Source organism: Maribacter sp. MJ134, from assembly GCF_003970695.1.
Taxonomy (GTDB): Bacteria; Bacteroidota; Bacteroidia; order Flavobacteriales; family Flavobacteriaceae; genus Maribacter.
In genome coordinates, this window is record NZ_CP034570.1 from 3090701 (window position 1) to 3105394 (window position 14694).

Here is a 14694-nt window from a genome sequence, read left to right on the forward strand (position 1 = left end):
TAATCATTGCCGATCGTGAGATGGATCGTAACTTTAGGTATGCAGGGAAAGAAGGACTACCAGGAAAAGCTGTTTGCGAGCTTCCAGCTCAGCGAACGTATACCAAAGGACAATTTTTATAGACGCTTAAGAGGTACAATCGATCTGGATTTCCTCTATCGGTTGACCAAGGGATATTATGGGGAGAGCGGCCAGAAGAGCATCGACCCGGTGGTTTTCTTCAAGCTGTGTTTGGTGGGCTATCTGGAGAACATCGTCAGCGACCGCAAGCTTATCGACCATTGTTCTATGCGCTTGGACATCCTATTTTTCATTGGCTATGACATCGATGAGGAGCTGCCCTGGCACAGCACCATAAGCAGGACCCGTCAACTGTTCCCGGAGTCCGTTTTCGAGGAGGCGTTCACCAATATTCTGTCCATGTGCGTGGAGAGGGGTATGGTGAGCGGCCATACGCAGGCGATCGATTCGGCCCCTGTAAAGGCGAACGCAAGTATGGATACCTTGGAGCTGAAGGTGCCCGAAGAGGATTTGGAGGAGCATCTGAAAAAGATACGTGCGATCAGTTCAATGGACAGAGAAGGACCCCACCGTAAATCCAAGAACGATAGATCGGATGAAGGTCAACGGGGTATTACTGCGAGCAAGAGGGAACTTGACGCGATAAAGGGCCGTAACAAGAGATGGGCAAAAGACCAAGATCAACGTCCCGGTGCCGGGAACAAGGGGTCGAAATACACGAGCAACAATGCCTTCCTCTCGCTTCGCTCGTCGGAGGCAAGACAGTCCCACGGATCCCGATGCCAGGATAAGCGTAAAGCCCGGTAAGGCGCGGAAGCTGAACTACCTCTCCCAATTGAGCGTCGATACCGCGCACCATGTGATCACCGACATCAGGGCGTACCATGCGGACGGAAAGGACAATCAACAGCTACAGGATATCGTACACCGCTTACAAAGAAGGTTATGGCAACAGGGTATGGTTTTTGAAAACTGCGTAGCGGACACGGGCTACAGTTCGGGCGAGAACTATGCCTTTCTGGAACAGCAGGGGCTAAAGAGTTTCATTCCACCCCACGGCACCTACAAGGGCGGCCCCGATGGGTTCGAGTATATCGGGGAACATGACCATTATCTGTGTCCACAAGGAAAGGTAATCCCCTTCACCAAGGTTTTCCTTGACGGTCGCACCAGGACAAAGAAGAAGGAGTACCGTGCGCGGAAACATGTCTGTCTGGGCTGCCCCGTACGGGAACGGTGCCTGGGAAAGAGTGCACAGGAGAAGAAGTTCAGCGTTACCTATTACCGTGGTGAGTACGAAAGGAACATAGCAAGGGTCGAAAGCCCGCAGGGCAGGTACATGAAGGGCAAGCGGCAAAGTACGGTCGAGCCCGTGTTCGGCACGCTCACACAGTTCATGGGGCTACGAAAGATAAATACCATCGGCCTTGCACAGGCCAACAAGGTGATGCACCTTTCGGCCATCGCCTATAATTTGAAGAAGTACCTGAAATTCGAACGAAAACGGGCAGAAAGCGGGGCGGGACAGCTTGCTTTGAAGGCATTGGCCAAAAGTGTGCTCCAAAACCTGTTTCAAGCTTCCATGACGCATCGGAATTTGGACTTCCGTTTCTGAGCCGACAAGAAAAAAGCCCCTTAAAGGGACTTGTATTCAATCTGTATTTTGAAAATCACAGGCTTGTGCAACGGTTACCTGTGTTAGGTGCAGTTATTTTTTCCAGTCATCAAGTCCATAATATACATCTCCTCTAGTATGGTCAACTACGTGTCCTTGAGTAAATCGGAAATTGTTTCTCGGTTGAATTATGTCGTTAAATAAAGCCATTTGAATAGTACAAACATCTGCATCGCTATACCTAACTTGAAGTCCGTCCATTACTTGCTGTCCGAACGCATAAGGAACCATTTTATGATTTGGATATCTTTTTCTGATATTACTTTCAAGTAATATAAAGTCTTTTTCAAACTCCTTAAATGGTGAAGCTGTAACAACATTTGCTGCGTGATACCCTTTATAATCTCCTATTTCATCCAATATTCGCGTTGAGTCCAAACCATAAATTGTAAAAAAGTTCCCTACAAAGCTTATTGCAAAATGCAACTCTTTTAAATGGGTACAAGTTCCAATTAAATTTTGTTCGATGATAATCGAAGAACTAAAACTCGGTGCTTGCCCATATGTAGTTCCAATTATATTTTTTTTCATCAATTTTTTCAGCTCATCGGTGTAATTCGTCCAACGTTTTTGAAAGTTTTTTTCGTCATGAATATTCTCCACTATTATCTCTTCAAGTTTTTTCAGTCCAGCATACTCGAAAAATATTCCCACGCCTTCTCCTTGAGGAACTCCGATGGGATAAAATGATTTTATTCCTTCGTAAATCTCCCATAAGTTGTATAAATGAGAATTAAAACCAAATTTTTCTGGGAACATTGATTATTTTTTATAATTGCACCTAACGGTTCGGCTATGGCAAGTAGGGCAGGCAAGGAAACTTTTCGTTTCCGTCTGGTCTGCGAGCCAGAGCTTTTTGTTTTGTAATTATTTTTTCTTTTTTAATTGCCAAATCCAAAAGATTTGGCGGACTTAGCAAACACGCCCAAGCCTTTAAATATAGCATTTTTGCCCTATTTGCTATAGGTATTGTTGCCACCAGTTATTTTATCCCCCTCACCTTTTCAACCGGCTCTGTGAGATAGTTAAATTCAAGCTTTTTCATTTTATGAACCGGACTATCAAATCCAACAATAAAATCTCCACTAAATGACCTTAAATCTAATACCCGAAATTTCTTTTTGTATTTAGTCAATGTATGCTTTTTCAAATCTACAATTACGATTTTCTGAAATGTCCCATGAAAGAAATTCTTTTCCCAAATCGGAATCGCCACTTTCAATCCGTTTCGAGTCCAGATAGCTGGCCCTCCGCACCATTTATCTATAAGAACATTATCCAATTCAATGGAGGAAAGTTTACAGATTCCTCCAATCGGCGCCCCCATTCCAATTTCCACAAGGTTTGTGTACTCTAATGTCCCTTTTTTTTCGTCCACTTGTCCGTTTGAGTTTTCATTTGGAAAGTCCCAAGGGTTTGGATATTTTAGAGAGTCAGTTGAGTATCCAACCATTCTACCTATTGAAAGTTCATCAAATTTTAGTGCTTCTAAAATTATTCTTGCAGTGTACTTATCCTTCTTTTTCGATGCATCAAAAAGGTCCATTAATCCACTGGTAAAAAGGCGTTCATTACCTGACATACCTTCAATTCCAATAACATTATTTGCTTTTTCGTAGATTTCCTTTTTCGTCATTTTATAATTGGTGGCAACGGTTGGGCTATGGCAAGTAGGGCAGGGGACAAGCGATTACCTTTCCCCCAAGCACTTAGCAAAACCTTTGGGTTTTGTTTTTTCTTTTTTTTCGGACAAAGCAAAATCCCAAAGATTTTGCGGACTTTGCAAACACGTATGAGCCAATGAATTCAGCACTTACCACCCTATTTGCTATAGCCATTGTTGTCACACGTACTTTTCTACGCCTCCATTAACAAGTCAGATTTTTTCAAGTGATTAATAGATATGTCTACAAATCTATCATCAGAAAAGAGAGTTTTTTTTCTGTCGCTCCAATTACTAAGTTCTTTCTTTATTTCATCTTTGTCTAAAGTCTTATTTGTTCGAGCGATATAATCTACTGTAGAAAGTAATTCTAATCCGAAAGATGAATAGAAGCCAGTTAGAAATTCCCTTGTATTGATTACTATTTCCAGAAGTTCTTTATTCTTTTTTATGTAATCATCAACTGCTTGTTCAGAATCAACAAGTAAGTTAAGTTGTTCAAATGGTTTCTTGTCTTTTCCCGCATAACCCATTACATAACTTCCATTAAGGTAATTCAATACGTGTTTTACCTTTCCAGAATATGGACCATAGAAATTTGGCGAATAATTTAATTTGAAATGCTCTTGTGCTCCGAATCTTTGCAGAAAATAACAAAGTTTTTCACTAGCAAATTCTGAAACAAATTCTCCATTTTTCACTAGTTCAAATAACATAAAGAGTAACATTGCTCTTGCGGGTGTTAATTTGACACGTTCTTTGTTTAATACTTCTTTGACATTTGCATTTGGTTCATATACGATAACTTGGCAGTTCTCAACCTCTGAAAGCTTGTTAGAGATGATTTCCTTTACCCTAAACCATTGTAGTCCTCCATTGCCGCTACCTAATGGCGGTAAGGCAATAGATTGAATCTTCTTCTCTTTAATAACTTTTTTAAGTTCTTCTAATCCTTTTTCAATAAATTCATATTCGGAAGGACTTTTCCAATGCTTTTTAGTTGGAAAATTTATGATTGTTTTTTCTCCTGTTATTACATTTTGGTCACTTACTACTAATAATTGTCCTATGTGAAATTCTTTATTATCACAAAGATCCTTATATATTTTGTAATTGTTTGGAAATAGCTTCTTGAATTGTAATGCGATACCTTTTCCCATTACACCGACAGTATTAACCGTATTAACAAGTGCTTCTGCTTTACTATCAAATAAATTTCCTGTTACGTATTTTATCATATTAAAAGTATAGAGACGGTTTGGTGGCTAATTTTTTCGTATTTATTCCAAATTCTAAGAGTTGATTTTTTGCTTCATCATTATAAACTGCAAAACCTAAGATATCATTATATCCCAAATTTTGTTTGATTAAAAATTCAGCTTCTTTTCTCCTTTTCAAATCAAGGTCATTATCATCTTTCCAAAATTTTGCTTTTGTGGCATTGAAATCAACTTGATTTTCAACTTCATCTATATCAGCAGGAGTGTAATATTTTGTAAAGCTATCAGTTGCGTGTCCATCTGTATAAACAAAGTCAATTTCTTTTTCGATTATTCTTTGAATACTGCTTACACAATAAACAATTTTACTCGGATGTAAGGATGTAACTCCATTATAACCATTTTGAATGACATAAAGCATTGGTGTTCGCAATCCTAAATAAAATGGGATGTAATCTCCAAGTAGTTCTCCATTCGGCATTTCAAATGTATCTCTGGTGCCAATCAAACTATTGTCTCCGATTGATTTATAAGTCTTATTCGAATGTTCTGATTTCTTATGAGTTATTCCGTTTTTAATAATATGCGGAATATTCTCAATGTGAGTCATTCTATAAATATATGTAGCCTTCCCTAAAAATAGGACAGCTTAAAATTAGAATTTTCTAACTTTAAATTTTAACTGTCACATGAAAAAAAGCAAGTTTACCGAGAGCCAGATCATCAAGGCCTTGAAAGAGAACGAACAGGGCCGTAGTGTCGGGGATGTATCCCGCGAACTGGGCATCGACAAGAGCACCTTTTATTATTGGCGCAAGAAATATGGCGGAATGGAAGTCACGCACATGAAACGTCTCAAAGAGCTCGAGGAGGAGAACCGCAAGCTCAAACAGATGTACGCCGACGTAAGCCTGGACGTGCGCATGCTCAAGGACGTACTGTCAAAAAAGTTCTAGGGCCTTCCGACAAGAAGCACCGTGCCAAGTACCTTCAGGATGCCTATTCGGTCCGTGTATCGCGTTCCTGCCAAGTGATCGGGCTTGCCCGTTCGATGTGGTACTACCATACCAAAAAGAACGATACGGAAGTGATCGACGCGCTATCGAGGTTGGCGGAAGAACTGCCGACAAGGGGTTTCGAGGTGTACTATAAACGGCTTCGTCGCGAAGGCCATAAATGGAACAGGAAACGTGTACTTCGGGTTTACAGGAAGATGAACCTGAAGCTGCGCAGAAAACATAAGAAAAGACTGCCCGCAAGGGTAAAGAACCCATTGGAGGCCCCTACGGCGCTCAATGAGGTATGGAGTATGGACTTCATGTCGGACGTTCTCTCCGATGGAAGGAAAGTAAGGGTGTTCAACGTCATGGACGATTGTAACCGTGAGGCACTGGCCATGGATATAGGTCTGAACTATCCGGCAAGAAAGGTCGTGGAGACCTTGGAGTATCTGGAAGAGGAAGTAGGGCTTCCAAAGACGATACGCTGTGACAACGGTCCCGAGTTCATCTCGAAGACCTTGGCGGCGTGGTGCAAGGGAAAAAGAGTGGAACTAAGGTTCATACAACCGGGCAAGCCGATGCAGAACGGTTACATGGAAAGGCTCAACAGGTTTTACAGGGAGGACGTACTTGATGCCTACTGGTTCAACGACCTGCACCAGATCAGGACATTGACCGATAAATGGAAAAAGGATTACAATACGCGGCACCCACATTCATCATTGGGAGATATGCCACCGAGAGAGTATAAAGACCGTTTCGGGGAAGAATTCTTCCCCGAAACGGTCAACGATAAAGATATTTTTATGAATTTAGCGATGTCCTAAAAAGGGTAAGGCTACATATATACCTTATTTAAATCCATTAATCAGAATCAAATTCTCTTTATTGAACAAGGTAAGTATTTTAAAAATATTTTCTAGCTAGATGGATATTTTTCAGTATGTGTGACAACGGTTTTGTGTATGATTTCGTTGCCTGTTTCAGCAACTAATTTAGCAAGTACACACTAAGCTGAAAATCAGCGAGTCCCGACGCTTCGGGATTCAGAAGTAGGCGATAACAAGCAATTACTTATAGCCATTGTGCCTGTTGCACAAGTTAGGAAAAAAACGGGTCGTAATCATTGCCGATCGTGAGATGGATCGTAACTTTAGGTATGCAGGGAAAGAAGGACTACCAGGAAAAGCTGTTCGCGAGCTTCCAGCTCAGCGAACGTATACCAAAGGACAATTTTTATAGACGCTTAAGAGGTACAATCGATCTGGATTTCCTCTATCGGTTGACCAAGGGATATTATGGGGAGAGCGGCCAGAAGAGCATCGACCCGGTGGTTTTCTTCAAGCTGTGTTTGGTGGGCTATCTGGAGAACATCATCAGCGACCGCAAGCTTATCGACCATTGTTCTATGCGCTTGGACATCCTATTTTTCATTGGCTATGACATCGATGAGGAGCTGCCCTGGCACAGCACCATAAGCAGGACCCGTCAACTGTTCCCGGAGTCCGTTTTCGAGGAGGCGTTCACCAATATTCTGTCCATGTGCGTGGAGAGGGGTATGGTGAGCGGCCATACGCAGGCGATCGATTCGGCCCCTGTAAAGGCGAACGCAAGTATGGATACCTTGGAGCTGAAGGTGCCCGAAGAGGATTTGGAGGAGCATCTGAAAAAGATACGTGCGATCAGTTCAATGGACAGAGAAGGACCCCACCGTAAATCCAAGAACGATAGATCGGATGAAGGTCAACGGGGTATTACTGCGAGCAAGAGGGAACTTGACGCGATAAAGGGCCGTAACAAGAGATGGGCAAAAGACCAGGACCAACGTCCCGGTGCCGGGAACAAGGGGTCGAAATACACGAGCAACAATGCCTTCCTCTCGCTTCGCTCGTCGGAGGCAAGACAGTCCCACGGACCCCGATGCCAGGATAAGCGTAAAGCCCGGTAAGGCGCGGAAGCTGAACTACCTCTCCCAATTGAGCGTGGACACGGCGCACCATGTGATCACCGACATCAGGGCGTACCATGCGGACGGAAAGGACAATCAACAGCTACAGGATATCGTACACCGCTTACAAAGAAGGTTATGGCAACAGGGTATGGTTTTTGAAAACTGCGTAGCGGACACGGGCTACAGTTCGGGCGAGAACTATGCTTTTCTGGAGACCATGGGACTGAAGAGTTTCATTCCGCCCCACGGCACCTACAAGGGCGGTCCCGATGGGTTCGAGTACATCGGGGAACACGACCGTTATCTGTGTCCACAAGGAAAGGTGATCCCTTTCACCAAGATGTTCAAGGACTACCGTACGGGAACGAAAAAGAAGGAATACAGGGCAAGGAAGCATGTCTGTACCGATTGTCCGATACGTAGCACGTGTCTGGGAAAGAGTGCACAGGAGAAGAAGTTCTCGGTGACCTATTATCGGGAAGAATACGAACGTAATAACGAAAGGGTCAACAGTCCACAGGGGAGGTACATGAAGGGCAAACGCCAGAGTACCGTGGAACCGGTCTTCGGTACCCTGACCCAGTTCATGGGCATGCGCAAGATTAACACCATCGGCCTTGCACAGGCCAACAAGGTGATGCACCTCTCGGCCATCGCCTATAATTTGAAGAAGTACCTGAAATTCGAACGAAAACGGGCAGAAAGCGGGGCGGGACGGCTTGCTTTGAAGGCATTGGCCAAAAGTGTGCTCCAAAACCTGTTTCAAGCTTCCATGACGCATCGGAATTTGGACTTCCGTTTCTGAGCCGACATGAAAAAAGCCCCTTAAAAAGGCTTAAACGGAGCTGTTTCATTCAGAATTTAAGCTTGTGCAACGGTTACCTTTGTTGTGCACAGTTATTTTTTTTCAAACAGATTAAAATCCACGGGCTTATCGATTCCGAAGTAGTGTGCATTATCTCTGAATGTGTCGATGTATTTTGAAATATTCCTTTTACTTAGATTGGAATATAATTCAGGAGAAAGCCCCCAGTTTTCTATATTCGTTACTATTAAACTCGTTAGTTTTTGTTCTAAATTTTTTTCGTCCAAACCTTTCCATGATTTACAATAGTTTTCAATTGCTTTTGAAGAATAACTATTATGATAACCAATGAGAATTAGAGTTTCCGATTCTAATGGTAGTATATGTACATAGATATTTTGAACGTCCAAATTTTCATCATCTCTTTCAAATCCAATGTCCGTAGTACTGAAGAGTGCTGAAGCATATAAATCAATCTTCGGGTAACTAAATGAGAAAAAGGTGAATTTTTCAGAATTACTTTTTATTTCCTGCTCTAATTCGTTTTTAAGAAATCTTAAATCTTTGATTCCAAGTTCATTACCCCGAATTATTCCCGCTAATGTTTCTTTGTCAATTTTGCCAGATAAATTACTTGAATTAATTAGGCGATTATGTTGTTCAATTATTATTAATTTTTTTCTGATTTCTGCACAGGCAGCTCTATAACTAAACAATAAAAATGACTGATAAGACTTAAAATCTGTCTCATTATTTTCAATAGGTTCGAAAATACTAGTATCATGTTTATTGCAGAAAACCTTGTGAGAAAGTGCTTGTTTTATTCCAACTTTTTTAAATTGAATTGGTAGCTGATTTTTAGTCCATTTATAGGCGTCAATGAGTTTTAATTCAATTAAGTGACCATTAGTTGCAATATTGCTCAAAAGTCCATTCTGTTGGATTAAGTGTGAGTTTATCGCAGTTGTTTCGCAACCATCAACTAAACATTTCCATGGTTTCTTTCTAACGTTAATTCTTATTTGGGCTATAATGTTTTGTGGCTTGGTCATAATTGTGCACAACGGTCTCGTATAACAGTCAGTTACGGGTTAATATGCGTTAATTTTCGGTTTAGCACAGACTTTAGCAATTCCTAGTGGATTCGGACGTAGTCGAATCCGCCGTAATTGCGGTTATACACTGTTAGCTGTAGTTTTTTATCCTTCATCTGGCACGTGTCTAGCTGGATTAATTTTGATTTTTATGCTTTCAGGAAACTCCTTTAAATTAAATTTTTTATTTATAATTTCTTTTACCCTTTCGACTTGCCAATCACTTTCGACAATTACTCCGAGTAGATGGTCAATTGAAAAATCGACTCTTAAGTCTTTTATCAATTCGTTAAAATCTGCTTTTTTGTCCATATCCTCACCAACAAGAAAGTAAGGTACTTTTTCCTGTTGAATTATTTTTCGCCACTCTCTTTCCATACCATATGGATATTTTTCTGCCATCAAAGTATTATTACGAACTAAAATTCCATCATAATTTTTTGAGTGAGCGAAAATCTTTATTTGCTGTTTAGTTAGCAAACTTTTGTGGTCAATCTTTACACCATTCAAGGCATTTTCTAATTCATCTTTAGATGTTGTGGTAATGTCTTTGAAATTACCAATTATATCATTGGTCAAATCTGATGTTCGTTCGAGGTATAAAACAGGATTGAAATCATTTTCTTCCCCCCATTTTTTGCTCAAAATTATACCTAGAGTACCGTACGATTTTTGATAAGAAATTGCAAAATCAGAGTCAACATTCGAAGTGCTAATCATAGGAAAACAAGCTCCTTTGTTTTCTTTGTTATTGGTTATATTCTCTTTACAATAACTTGGTTTCAGTCCTTCAGTTAAAATCAATTCTAAGATTTCCCAATTTTGGGTCATATGTATAAGTGGGAAACTATCTCTTTCCCCAGGCTCAAAAATTCTATCAGTATCTACCCAATAATCCATATGGTTTTTCAAATTACAGCTAACGGTTGGGCTAAGCGTAGTGCGGAGACAAGTAAACTTTTCGTTTCCGTCTTAGCACGAAGCTAAAGCTTATTGTTTAGTTTTATTTTTTCTTGTCCAAAGCTAAATCCATAAGATTTAGCGACTTCATAAATATGCACAGACCTTTAGATTTAGACCTAAAGTCCGCATTACGTTTAGGCTGTGTTAGAGCAAGTTTTCTTACCAGTTTCTTGTGGCGATTAACTCTTCTACATCAGCGTCAAATCCATAAGCTTCAGAAATATATGCAAAATTAGCTCCTAAACATTCTCTTGCTCCAGTTTCAATTTCGCTATTATTTTCAAAAAATTCGTCTTCCAAATCATTTAATTTATCAGTAGCACTTTGTGTTATTTTATAGAGTTCTTCTAAATTTTCAGGCGTTTCCGTTTCGATAGTCCCACACATATTTACTAGTATATTTTTACACTTGTCCACGAGAAATTTTGGAAAATAGGAGTCTCTATACATACAATCTAAAAATCCATAATCTTTTAGTTTTACATTAGTCAATTCGGTTTGTTTAATCATTCCATTATTCGAATTTTGTGATTTTCCAAAGTTGCAGGCGGTAATCAATAGAATTAATAATATGTAAAGTGTTTTTTTCATTTTTTTAAATTTGCTCTAACGTGTTTGTGTATGATTTCGTTGCGTGTTTCAGCAACTAATTTAGCAAATACAAACCGAATAGAAAATCCGCGAGGATTTTCTTAAGTAGGCGAGTACTAGCAATGAATTATACACGGTGTGCCTGTTGCACAAGTTAGGAAAAAAACGGGTCGTAATCATTGCCGATCGTGAGATGGATCGTAACTTTAGGTATGCAGGGAAAGAAGGACTACCAGGAAAAGCTGTTCGCGAGCTTCCAGCTCAGCGAACGTATACCAAAGGACAATTTTTATAGACGCTTAAGAGGTACAATCGATCTGGATTTCCTCTATCGGTTGACCAAGGGATATTATGGGGAGAGCGGCCAGAAGAGCATCGACCCGGTGGTTTTCTTCAAGCTGTGTTTGGTGGGCTATCTGGAGAACATCATCAGCGACCGCAAGCTTATCGACCATTGTTCTATGCGCTTGGACATCCTATTTTTCATTGGCTATGACATCGATGAGGAGCTGCCCTGGCACAGCACCATAAGCAGGACCCGTCAACTGTTCCCGGAGTCCGTTTTCGAGGAGGCGTTCACCAATATTCTGTCCATGTGCGTGGAGAGGGGTATGGTGAGCGGCCATACGCAGGCGATCGATTCGGCCCCTGTAAAGGCGAACGCAAGTATGGATACCTTGGAGCTGAAGGTGCCCGAAGAGGATTTGGAGGAGCATCTGAAAAAGATACGTGCGATCAGTTCAATGGACAGAGAAGGACCCCACCGTAAATCCAAGAACGATAAATCGGATGAAGGTCAACGGGGTATTACTGCGAGCAAGAGGGAACTTGACGCGATAAAGGGCCGTAACAAGAGATGGGCAAAAGACCAAGATCAACGTCCCGGTGCCGGGAACAAGGGGTCGAAATACACGAGCAACAATGCCTTCCTCTCGCTTCGCTCGTCGGAGGCAAGACAGTCCCACGGATCCCGATGCCAGGATAAGCGTAAAGCCCGGTAAGGCGCGGAAGCTGAACTACCTCTCCCAATTGAGCGTGGACACGGCGAACCACGTGATCACCGATATCAGGGCGTACCATGCGGACGGAAAGGACAATCAACAGCTACAGGATATCGTACACCGCTTACAAAGAAGGTTATGGCAACAGGGTATGGTTTTTGAAAACTGCGTAGCGGACACGGGCTACAGTTCGGGCGAGAACTATGCCTTTCTGGAACAGCAGGGGCTAAAGAGTTTCATTCCACCGCACGGCACCTACAAGGGCGGCCCCGATGGGTTCGAGTACATCGGGGAACATGACCATTATCTGTGTCCACAAGGAAAGGTGATCCCTTTCACCAAGATGTTCAAGGACTACCGTACGGGAACGAAAAAGAAGGAATACAGGGCAAGGAAGCATGTCTGTACCGATTGTCCTATACGTAGCACGTGTCTGGGAAAGAGTGCACAGGAGAAGAAGTTCTCGGTGACCTATTATCGGGAAGAATACGAACGTAATAACGAAAGGGTCAACAGTCCACAGGGGAGGTACATGAAGGGCAAACGCCAGAGTACCGTGGAACCGGTCTTCGGTACCCTGACCCAGTTCATGGGCATGCGCAAGATTAACACCATCGGCCTTGCACAGGCCAACAAGGTGATGCACCTCTCGGCCATCGCCTACAATTTGAAGAAGTACCTGAAATTCGAACGAAAACTGGCAGAAAGCGGGGCGGGACGGCTTGCTTTGAAGGCATTGGCCAAAAGTGTGCTCCAAAACCTGTTTCAAGCTTCCATGACGCATCGGAATTTGGACTTCCGTTTCTGAGCCGACATGAAAAAAGCCCCTTAAAAAGGCTTAAACGGAGCTGTTTCATTCAGAATTTAAGCTTGTGCAACGGTTACCTTTGTTGTACTTAGTTATTTTCTACGCAACAGTTTATCTATTATCTCAATATCTATTTCAACAATTTGCTCTAATCCATAAGCATTAAATAGTTGAAAAGCATATTCTGTAGGACTTACGGATTTGGGGAAATCAGGAATCGTATTAAGACCTGAAGTTGGGTCTAAAATGTGCTTAAAACCTAATTGAAAAAGGTTGCTTTTAAACATTACAACCTCTTCCGATTGCTCCAGTTCAGAATCTTCCATTAAAAGATTGTAGAAAGGCTTCAATCGTAAATTATCTGAGGTCTCGTTATTTCTTATTACCACCCATCTCAATATAAGAAGTTGACTAGTATTTAGTCCATTCAGTTCTGATAGGTAATGGGGAAGATTGATTTCCGAAACGTCGTTAAATTCAACTTTATGTAAAAGGTTAGTTACGCATTGAAATCTAATTAGGTCTATGTTTGAAGTATTGATTATTTGAGTACAACTGATAAATGTGTTATAGGATAGTTTACTTAAGATGTTTAAACGAAAAAGTTTTCCAATAAGCGATGCAATTCTTGAATCTTCGGCTTTGTCAATCACGAAGAGCAACTTATCTCCAACACTTGATTCGTATTTCTCCGAACTGTTTATCTTTTTAATTTGTTTTTGTCTTTCCTCTAATGGAATGGTTTGCAGTTCGGTTAGAAAGTACAGAAGTTTTTTAGTTAATAACCTGTCTTTAATAGTAAAATACCCTTTTGATAGTCCAACAATGGAGCCTATTAGGGGTATGTCCCTTAAAAGTCCATCATCAAGAGCAAGGTCCACGACTGATTCGGCTAAATCGATGGATACGCTTTGAATTTCCTCCGTTTTTACGACGGTTTCTATTTTTTCTTGAAGTTTCATTTATAATTAAGTACAACGGTTGAGCTATGAACAGTACGGGGGCAAACTAGCGTTTGCTTTCTGTCACGCACATAGCAAAATCTTTTTGTTTTTTTTTCTTTTCCTTGTTTAAAGCAAAATCAAAAAGATTTTGCGGACTTCATAAAATTACACAAACCTTTGCATAAAGCCCTAAGTCCGTATTGTTTATAGGTTGTGTTGTAGTTAGTGTTTTCTGCGTTTTCTAGATTTAAGTGTTTTTTTACAGGTAAAAACACATTATTTAAATGGCTGCGTGATTCCAAATGTTTTACTATATCTGTCTTTGTATTTATAGAATTTATCACAGGCAGCAATAAATCGTTCACAAAATACTCAGTATTTCGATTACGAACGGTCTTGTCCATTGAGTTTGTTAAATCCAATGTATCGAAAATCAACTTTCGTTCTTTCCGTTTTTTGGAACCCAATCGATTCCAAATATGCATGCTAACCTCCTTATAATCCAAGTCCTTGAAATTATAACCGTAATTCAAATAGTAGCGATTGCTATAATCAGATTTTTGTAAGTAAATTACTTTTTCCAATTCCTCCGTTTCCGCGGTCCATTTGTTTCCTTTTTTCTTAAAACCATGAGGTTTTAAAAGTCGGTCTAACTCTTCTTTGAATTCCTGATTGGTCATTTTTACATTAACTACAACGGTTGGGCTAAGCGTAGTGCGGAGGCAAGGAAACTTTTCGTTTCCGTCTGTGCACGAAGCTAAAGCTTATTGTTTAGTTTTATTTTTTCTTATCCAAAGCTAAATCCATAAGATTTAGCGACATTATAAATATACACAGACCTTGGTGTTTTATCTCTAAGGTCCGCATTACGTTTAGGCTTTGTTGGCGTTAGTTTTTTCCGTTCGAGTAAGCTGATTCTCTTGAATTTCGCTTTGCTTTTCCATTCGAATGAGAAGT

Annotated in this window: 16 protein-coding genes and 2 pseudogenes; 9 read left to right on the forward strand and 9 right to left on the reverse strand. The window is 40.9% G+C overall.

The features are described from left to right. Positions 1-39 precede the first annotated feature (39 nt). Together EJ994_RS17520 and EJ994_RS17525 are read left to right on the forward strand one after the other, a co-directional pair. A complete protein-coding gene (locus EJ994_RS17520; protein ID WP_206507131.1) occupies positions 40-828 on the forward strand; it encodes a transposase in 789 nt (262 codons plus the stop codon). Positions 829-856: 28 nt separating this feature from the next. Next, entirely contained in the window at positions 857-1636 is a 780-nt protein-coding gene (locus EJ994_RS17525) for a transposase (RefSeq protein WP_241240785.1), read from the forward strand. A gap of 93 nt (positions 1637-1729) precedes the next feature. Here the strand turns inward: EJ994_RS17525 and EJ994_RS13310 are convergent, their stop codons facing one another. The 4 genes from EJ994_RS13310 to EJ994_RS13325 all read right to left on the reverse strand — a co-directional run bounded on the left by EJ994_RS13310 (position 1730) and on the right by EJ994_RS13325 (position 5189). Continuing rightward, positions 1730-2455, reverse strand: a complete 726-nt coding sequence (locus tag EJ994_RS13310) for a hypothetical protein (protein WP_126592934.1) — start codon at positions 2453-2455, stop codon at positions 1730-1732. Between the two features lie 223 nt (positions 2456-2678). Beyond that, positions 2679-3332: a hypothetical protein gene (locus EJ994_RS13315; protein WP_126590688.1), complete on the reverse strand. Its 654-nt coding sequence runs from the start codon at positions 3330-3332 to the stop codon at positions 2679-2681. A gap of 221 nt (positions 3333-3553) precedes the next feature. Beyond that, the gene (locus EJ994_RS13320; protein WP_126592935.1) at positions 3554-4597 is read right to left on the reverse strand and encodes a macro domain-containing protein; all 1044 of its coding nucleotides are present in this window, start codon (positions 4595-4597) and stop codon (positions 3554-3556) included. A 1-nt stretch (position 4598) separates the two neighbouring features. Continuing rightward, entirely contained in the window at positions 4599-5189 is a 591-nt protein-coding gene (locus EJ994_RS13325; protein WP_126592936.1) for a DUF4433 domain-containing protein, read from the reverse strand. A 79-nt stretch (positions 5190-5268) separates the two neighbouring features. Between EJ994_RS13325 and EJ994_RS17630 the strand changes: the two are divergent. From EJ994_RS17630 to EJ994_RS17535, 4 genes and pseudogenes are all read left to right on the forward strand, one after another. Beyond that, a pseudogene (locus tag EJ994_RS17630) lies at positions 5269-5421 on the forward strand (transposase); the annotation flags it as partial. Further along, positions 5388-6407 (forward strand): IS3 family transposase, encoded by a 1020-nt coding sequence (locus EJ994_RS13330; protein WP_241240784.1) that lies wholly within the window; start codon positions 5388-5390, stop codon positions 6405-6407. The pseudogene EJ994_RS17630 and the gene EJ994_RS13330, both read left to right, overlap by 34 nt. Positions 6408-6739: 332 nt before the next feature. Then, on the forward strand, positions 6740-7528 hold the full coding sequence (locus EJ994_RS17530) for a transposase (RefSeq protein ID WP_206507133.1): 789 nt from the start codon (positions 6740-6742) through the stop codon (positions 7526-7528). Beyond that, the gene (locus EJ994_RS17535) at positions 7449-8336 is read left to right on the forward strand and encodes a transposase (RefSeq protein WP_206507134.1); all 888 of its coding nucleotides are present in this window, start codon (positions 7449-7451) and stop codon (positions 8334-8336) included. Before EJ994_RS17530 ends, EJ994_RS17535 begins: the two co-directional genes overlap by 80 nt. A gap of 92 nt (positions 8337-8428) precedes the next feature. On the opposite strand, the gene EJ994_RS13340 is transcribed toward EJ994_RS17535, so the two are convergent. The 3 genes from EJ994_RS13340 to EJ994_RS13350 all read right to left on the reverse strand — a co-directional run bounded on the left by EJ994_RS13340 (position 8429) and on the right by EJ994_RS13350 (position 10984). Next, entirely contained in the window at positions 8429-9388 is a 960-nt protein-coding gene (locus EJ994_RS13340; RefSeq protein ID WP_126592937.1) for a hypothetical protein, read from the reverse strand. A 147-nt stretch (positions 9389-9535) separates the two neighbouring features. After that, on the reverse strand, positions 9536-10330 hold the full coding sequence (locus tag EJ994_RS13345) for an abortive infection system antitoxin AbiGi family protein (protein WP_126592938.1): 795 nt from the start codon (positions 10328-10330) through the stop codon (positions 9536-9538). A gap of 222 nt (positions 10331-10552) precedes the next feature. Then, positions 10553-10984, reverse strand: a complete 432-nt coding sequence (locus EJ994_RS13350) for a DUF5713 family protein (RefSeq protein ID WP_206507136.1) — start codon at positions 10982-10984, stop codon at positions 10553-10555. 212 nt (positions 10985-11196) lie between these two features. On the opposite strand from EJ994_RS13350, the pseudogene EJ994_RS17635 reads away from it, so the two are divergent. The 3 genes and pseudogenes from EJ994_RS17635 to EJ994_RS17545 form a co-directional block, all read left to right on the forward strand. Next, positions 11197-11508, forward strand: a pseudogene (locus EJ994_RS17635) (transposase); the annotation flags it as partial. 69 nt (positions 11509-11577) lie between these two features. After that, positions 11578-11985 (forward strand): hypothetical protein, encoded by a 408-nt coding sequence (locus tag EJ994_RS17640; RefSeq protein WP_241240912.1) that lies wholly within the window; start codon positions 11578-11580, stop codon positions 11983-11985. Between the two features lie 34 nt (positions 11986-12019). After that, positions 12020-12793 (forward strand): transposase, encoded by a 774-nt coding sequence (locus EJ994_RS17545; protein ID WP_241240903.1) that lies wholly within the window; start codon positions 12020-12022, stop codon positions 12791-12793. Between the two features lie 92 nt (positions 12794-12885). On the opposite strand, the gene EJ994_RS13360 is transcribed toward EJ994_RS17545, so the two are convergent. Together EJ994_RS13360 and EJ994_RS13365 are read right to left on the reverse strand one after the other, a co-directional pair. Continuing rightward, entirely contained in the window at positions 12886-13755 is an 870-nt protein-coding gene (locus EJ994_RS13360; RefSeq protein WP_126592939.1) for a hypothetical protein, read from the reverse strand. 119 nt (positions 13756-13874) lie between these two features. Beyond that, positions 13875-14417 carry a DUF4304 domain-containing protein gene (locus tag EJ994_RS13365; RefSeq protein WP_126592940.1) on the reverse strand — a complete coding sequence of 181 codons (543 nt, stop codon included), beginning with the start codon at positions 14415-14417 and terminating at the stop codon, positions 13875-13877. Between the last annotated feature and the right edge of the window lie 277 nt (positions 14418-14694).

Coding starts and splice junctions, on each gene's coding strand:
- EJ994_RS17520 (WP_206507131.1), top strand. CDS start 40: ATGCAGGGAAAGAAGGACTACCAGGAAAAGCTGTTTGCGAGCTTCCAG.
- EJ994_RS13310 (WP_126592934.1), bottom strand. CDS start 2,455: ATGTTCCCAGAAAAATTTGGTTTTAATTCTCATTTATACAACTTATGG.
- EJ994_RS13315 (WP_126590688.1), bottom strand. CDS start 3,332: ATGACGAAAAAGGAAATCTACGAAAAAGCAAATAATGTTATTGGAATT.
- EJ994_RS13320 (WP_126592935.1), bottom strand. CDS start 4,597: ATGATAAAATACGTAACAGGAAATTTATTTGATAGTAAAGCAGAAGCA.
- EJ994_RS13325 (WP_126592936.1), bottom strand. CDS start 5,189: ATGACTCACATTGAGAATATTCCGCATATTATTAAAAACGGAATAACT.
- EJ994_RS17530 (WP_206507133.1), top strand. CDS start 6,740: ATGCAGGGAAAGAAGGACTACCAGGAAAAGCTGTTCGCGAGCTTCCAG.
- EJ994_RS17535 (WP_206507134.1), top strand. CDS start 7,449: ATGCCTTCCTCTCGCTTCGCTCGTCGGAGGCAAGACAGTCCCACGGAC.
- EJ994_RS13340 (WP_126592937.1), bottom strand. CDS start 9,388: ATGACCAAGCCACAAAACATTATAGCCCAAATAAGAATTAACGTTAGA.
- EJ994_RS13345 (WP_126592938.1), bottom strand. CDS start 10,330: ATGGATTATTGGGTAGATACTGATAGAATTTTTGAGCCTGGGGAAAGA.
- EJ994_RS13350 (WP_206507136.1), bottom strand. CDS start 10,984: ATGAAAAAAACACTTTACATATTATTAATTCTATTGATTACCGCCTGC.
- EJ994_RS17640 (WP_241240912.1), top strand. CDS start 11,578: ATGTGCGTGGAGAGGGGTATGGTGAGCGGCCATACGCAGGCGATCGAT.
- EJ994_RS13360 (WP_126592939.1), bottom strand. CDS start 13,755: ATGAAACTTCAAGAAAAAATAGAAACCGTCGTAAAAACGGAGGAAATT.
- EJ994_RS13365 (WP_126592940.1), bottom strand. CDS start 14,417: ATGACCAATCAGGAATTCAAAGAAGAGTTAGACCGACTTTTAAAACCT.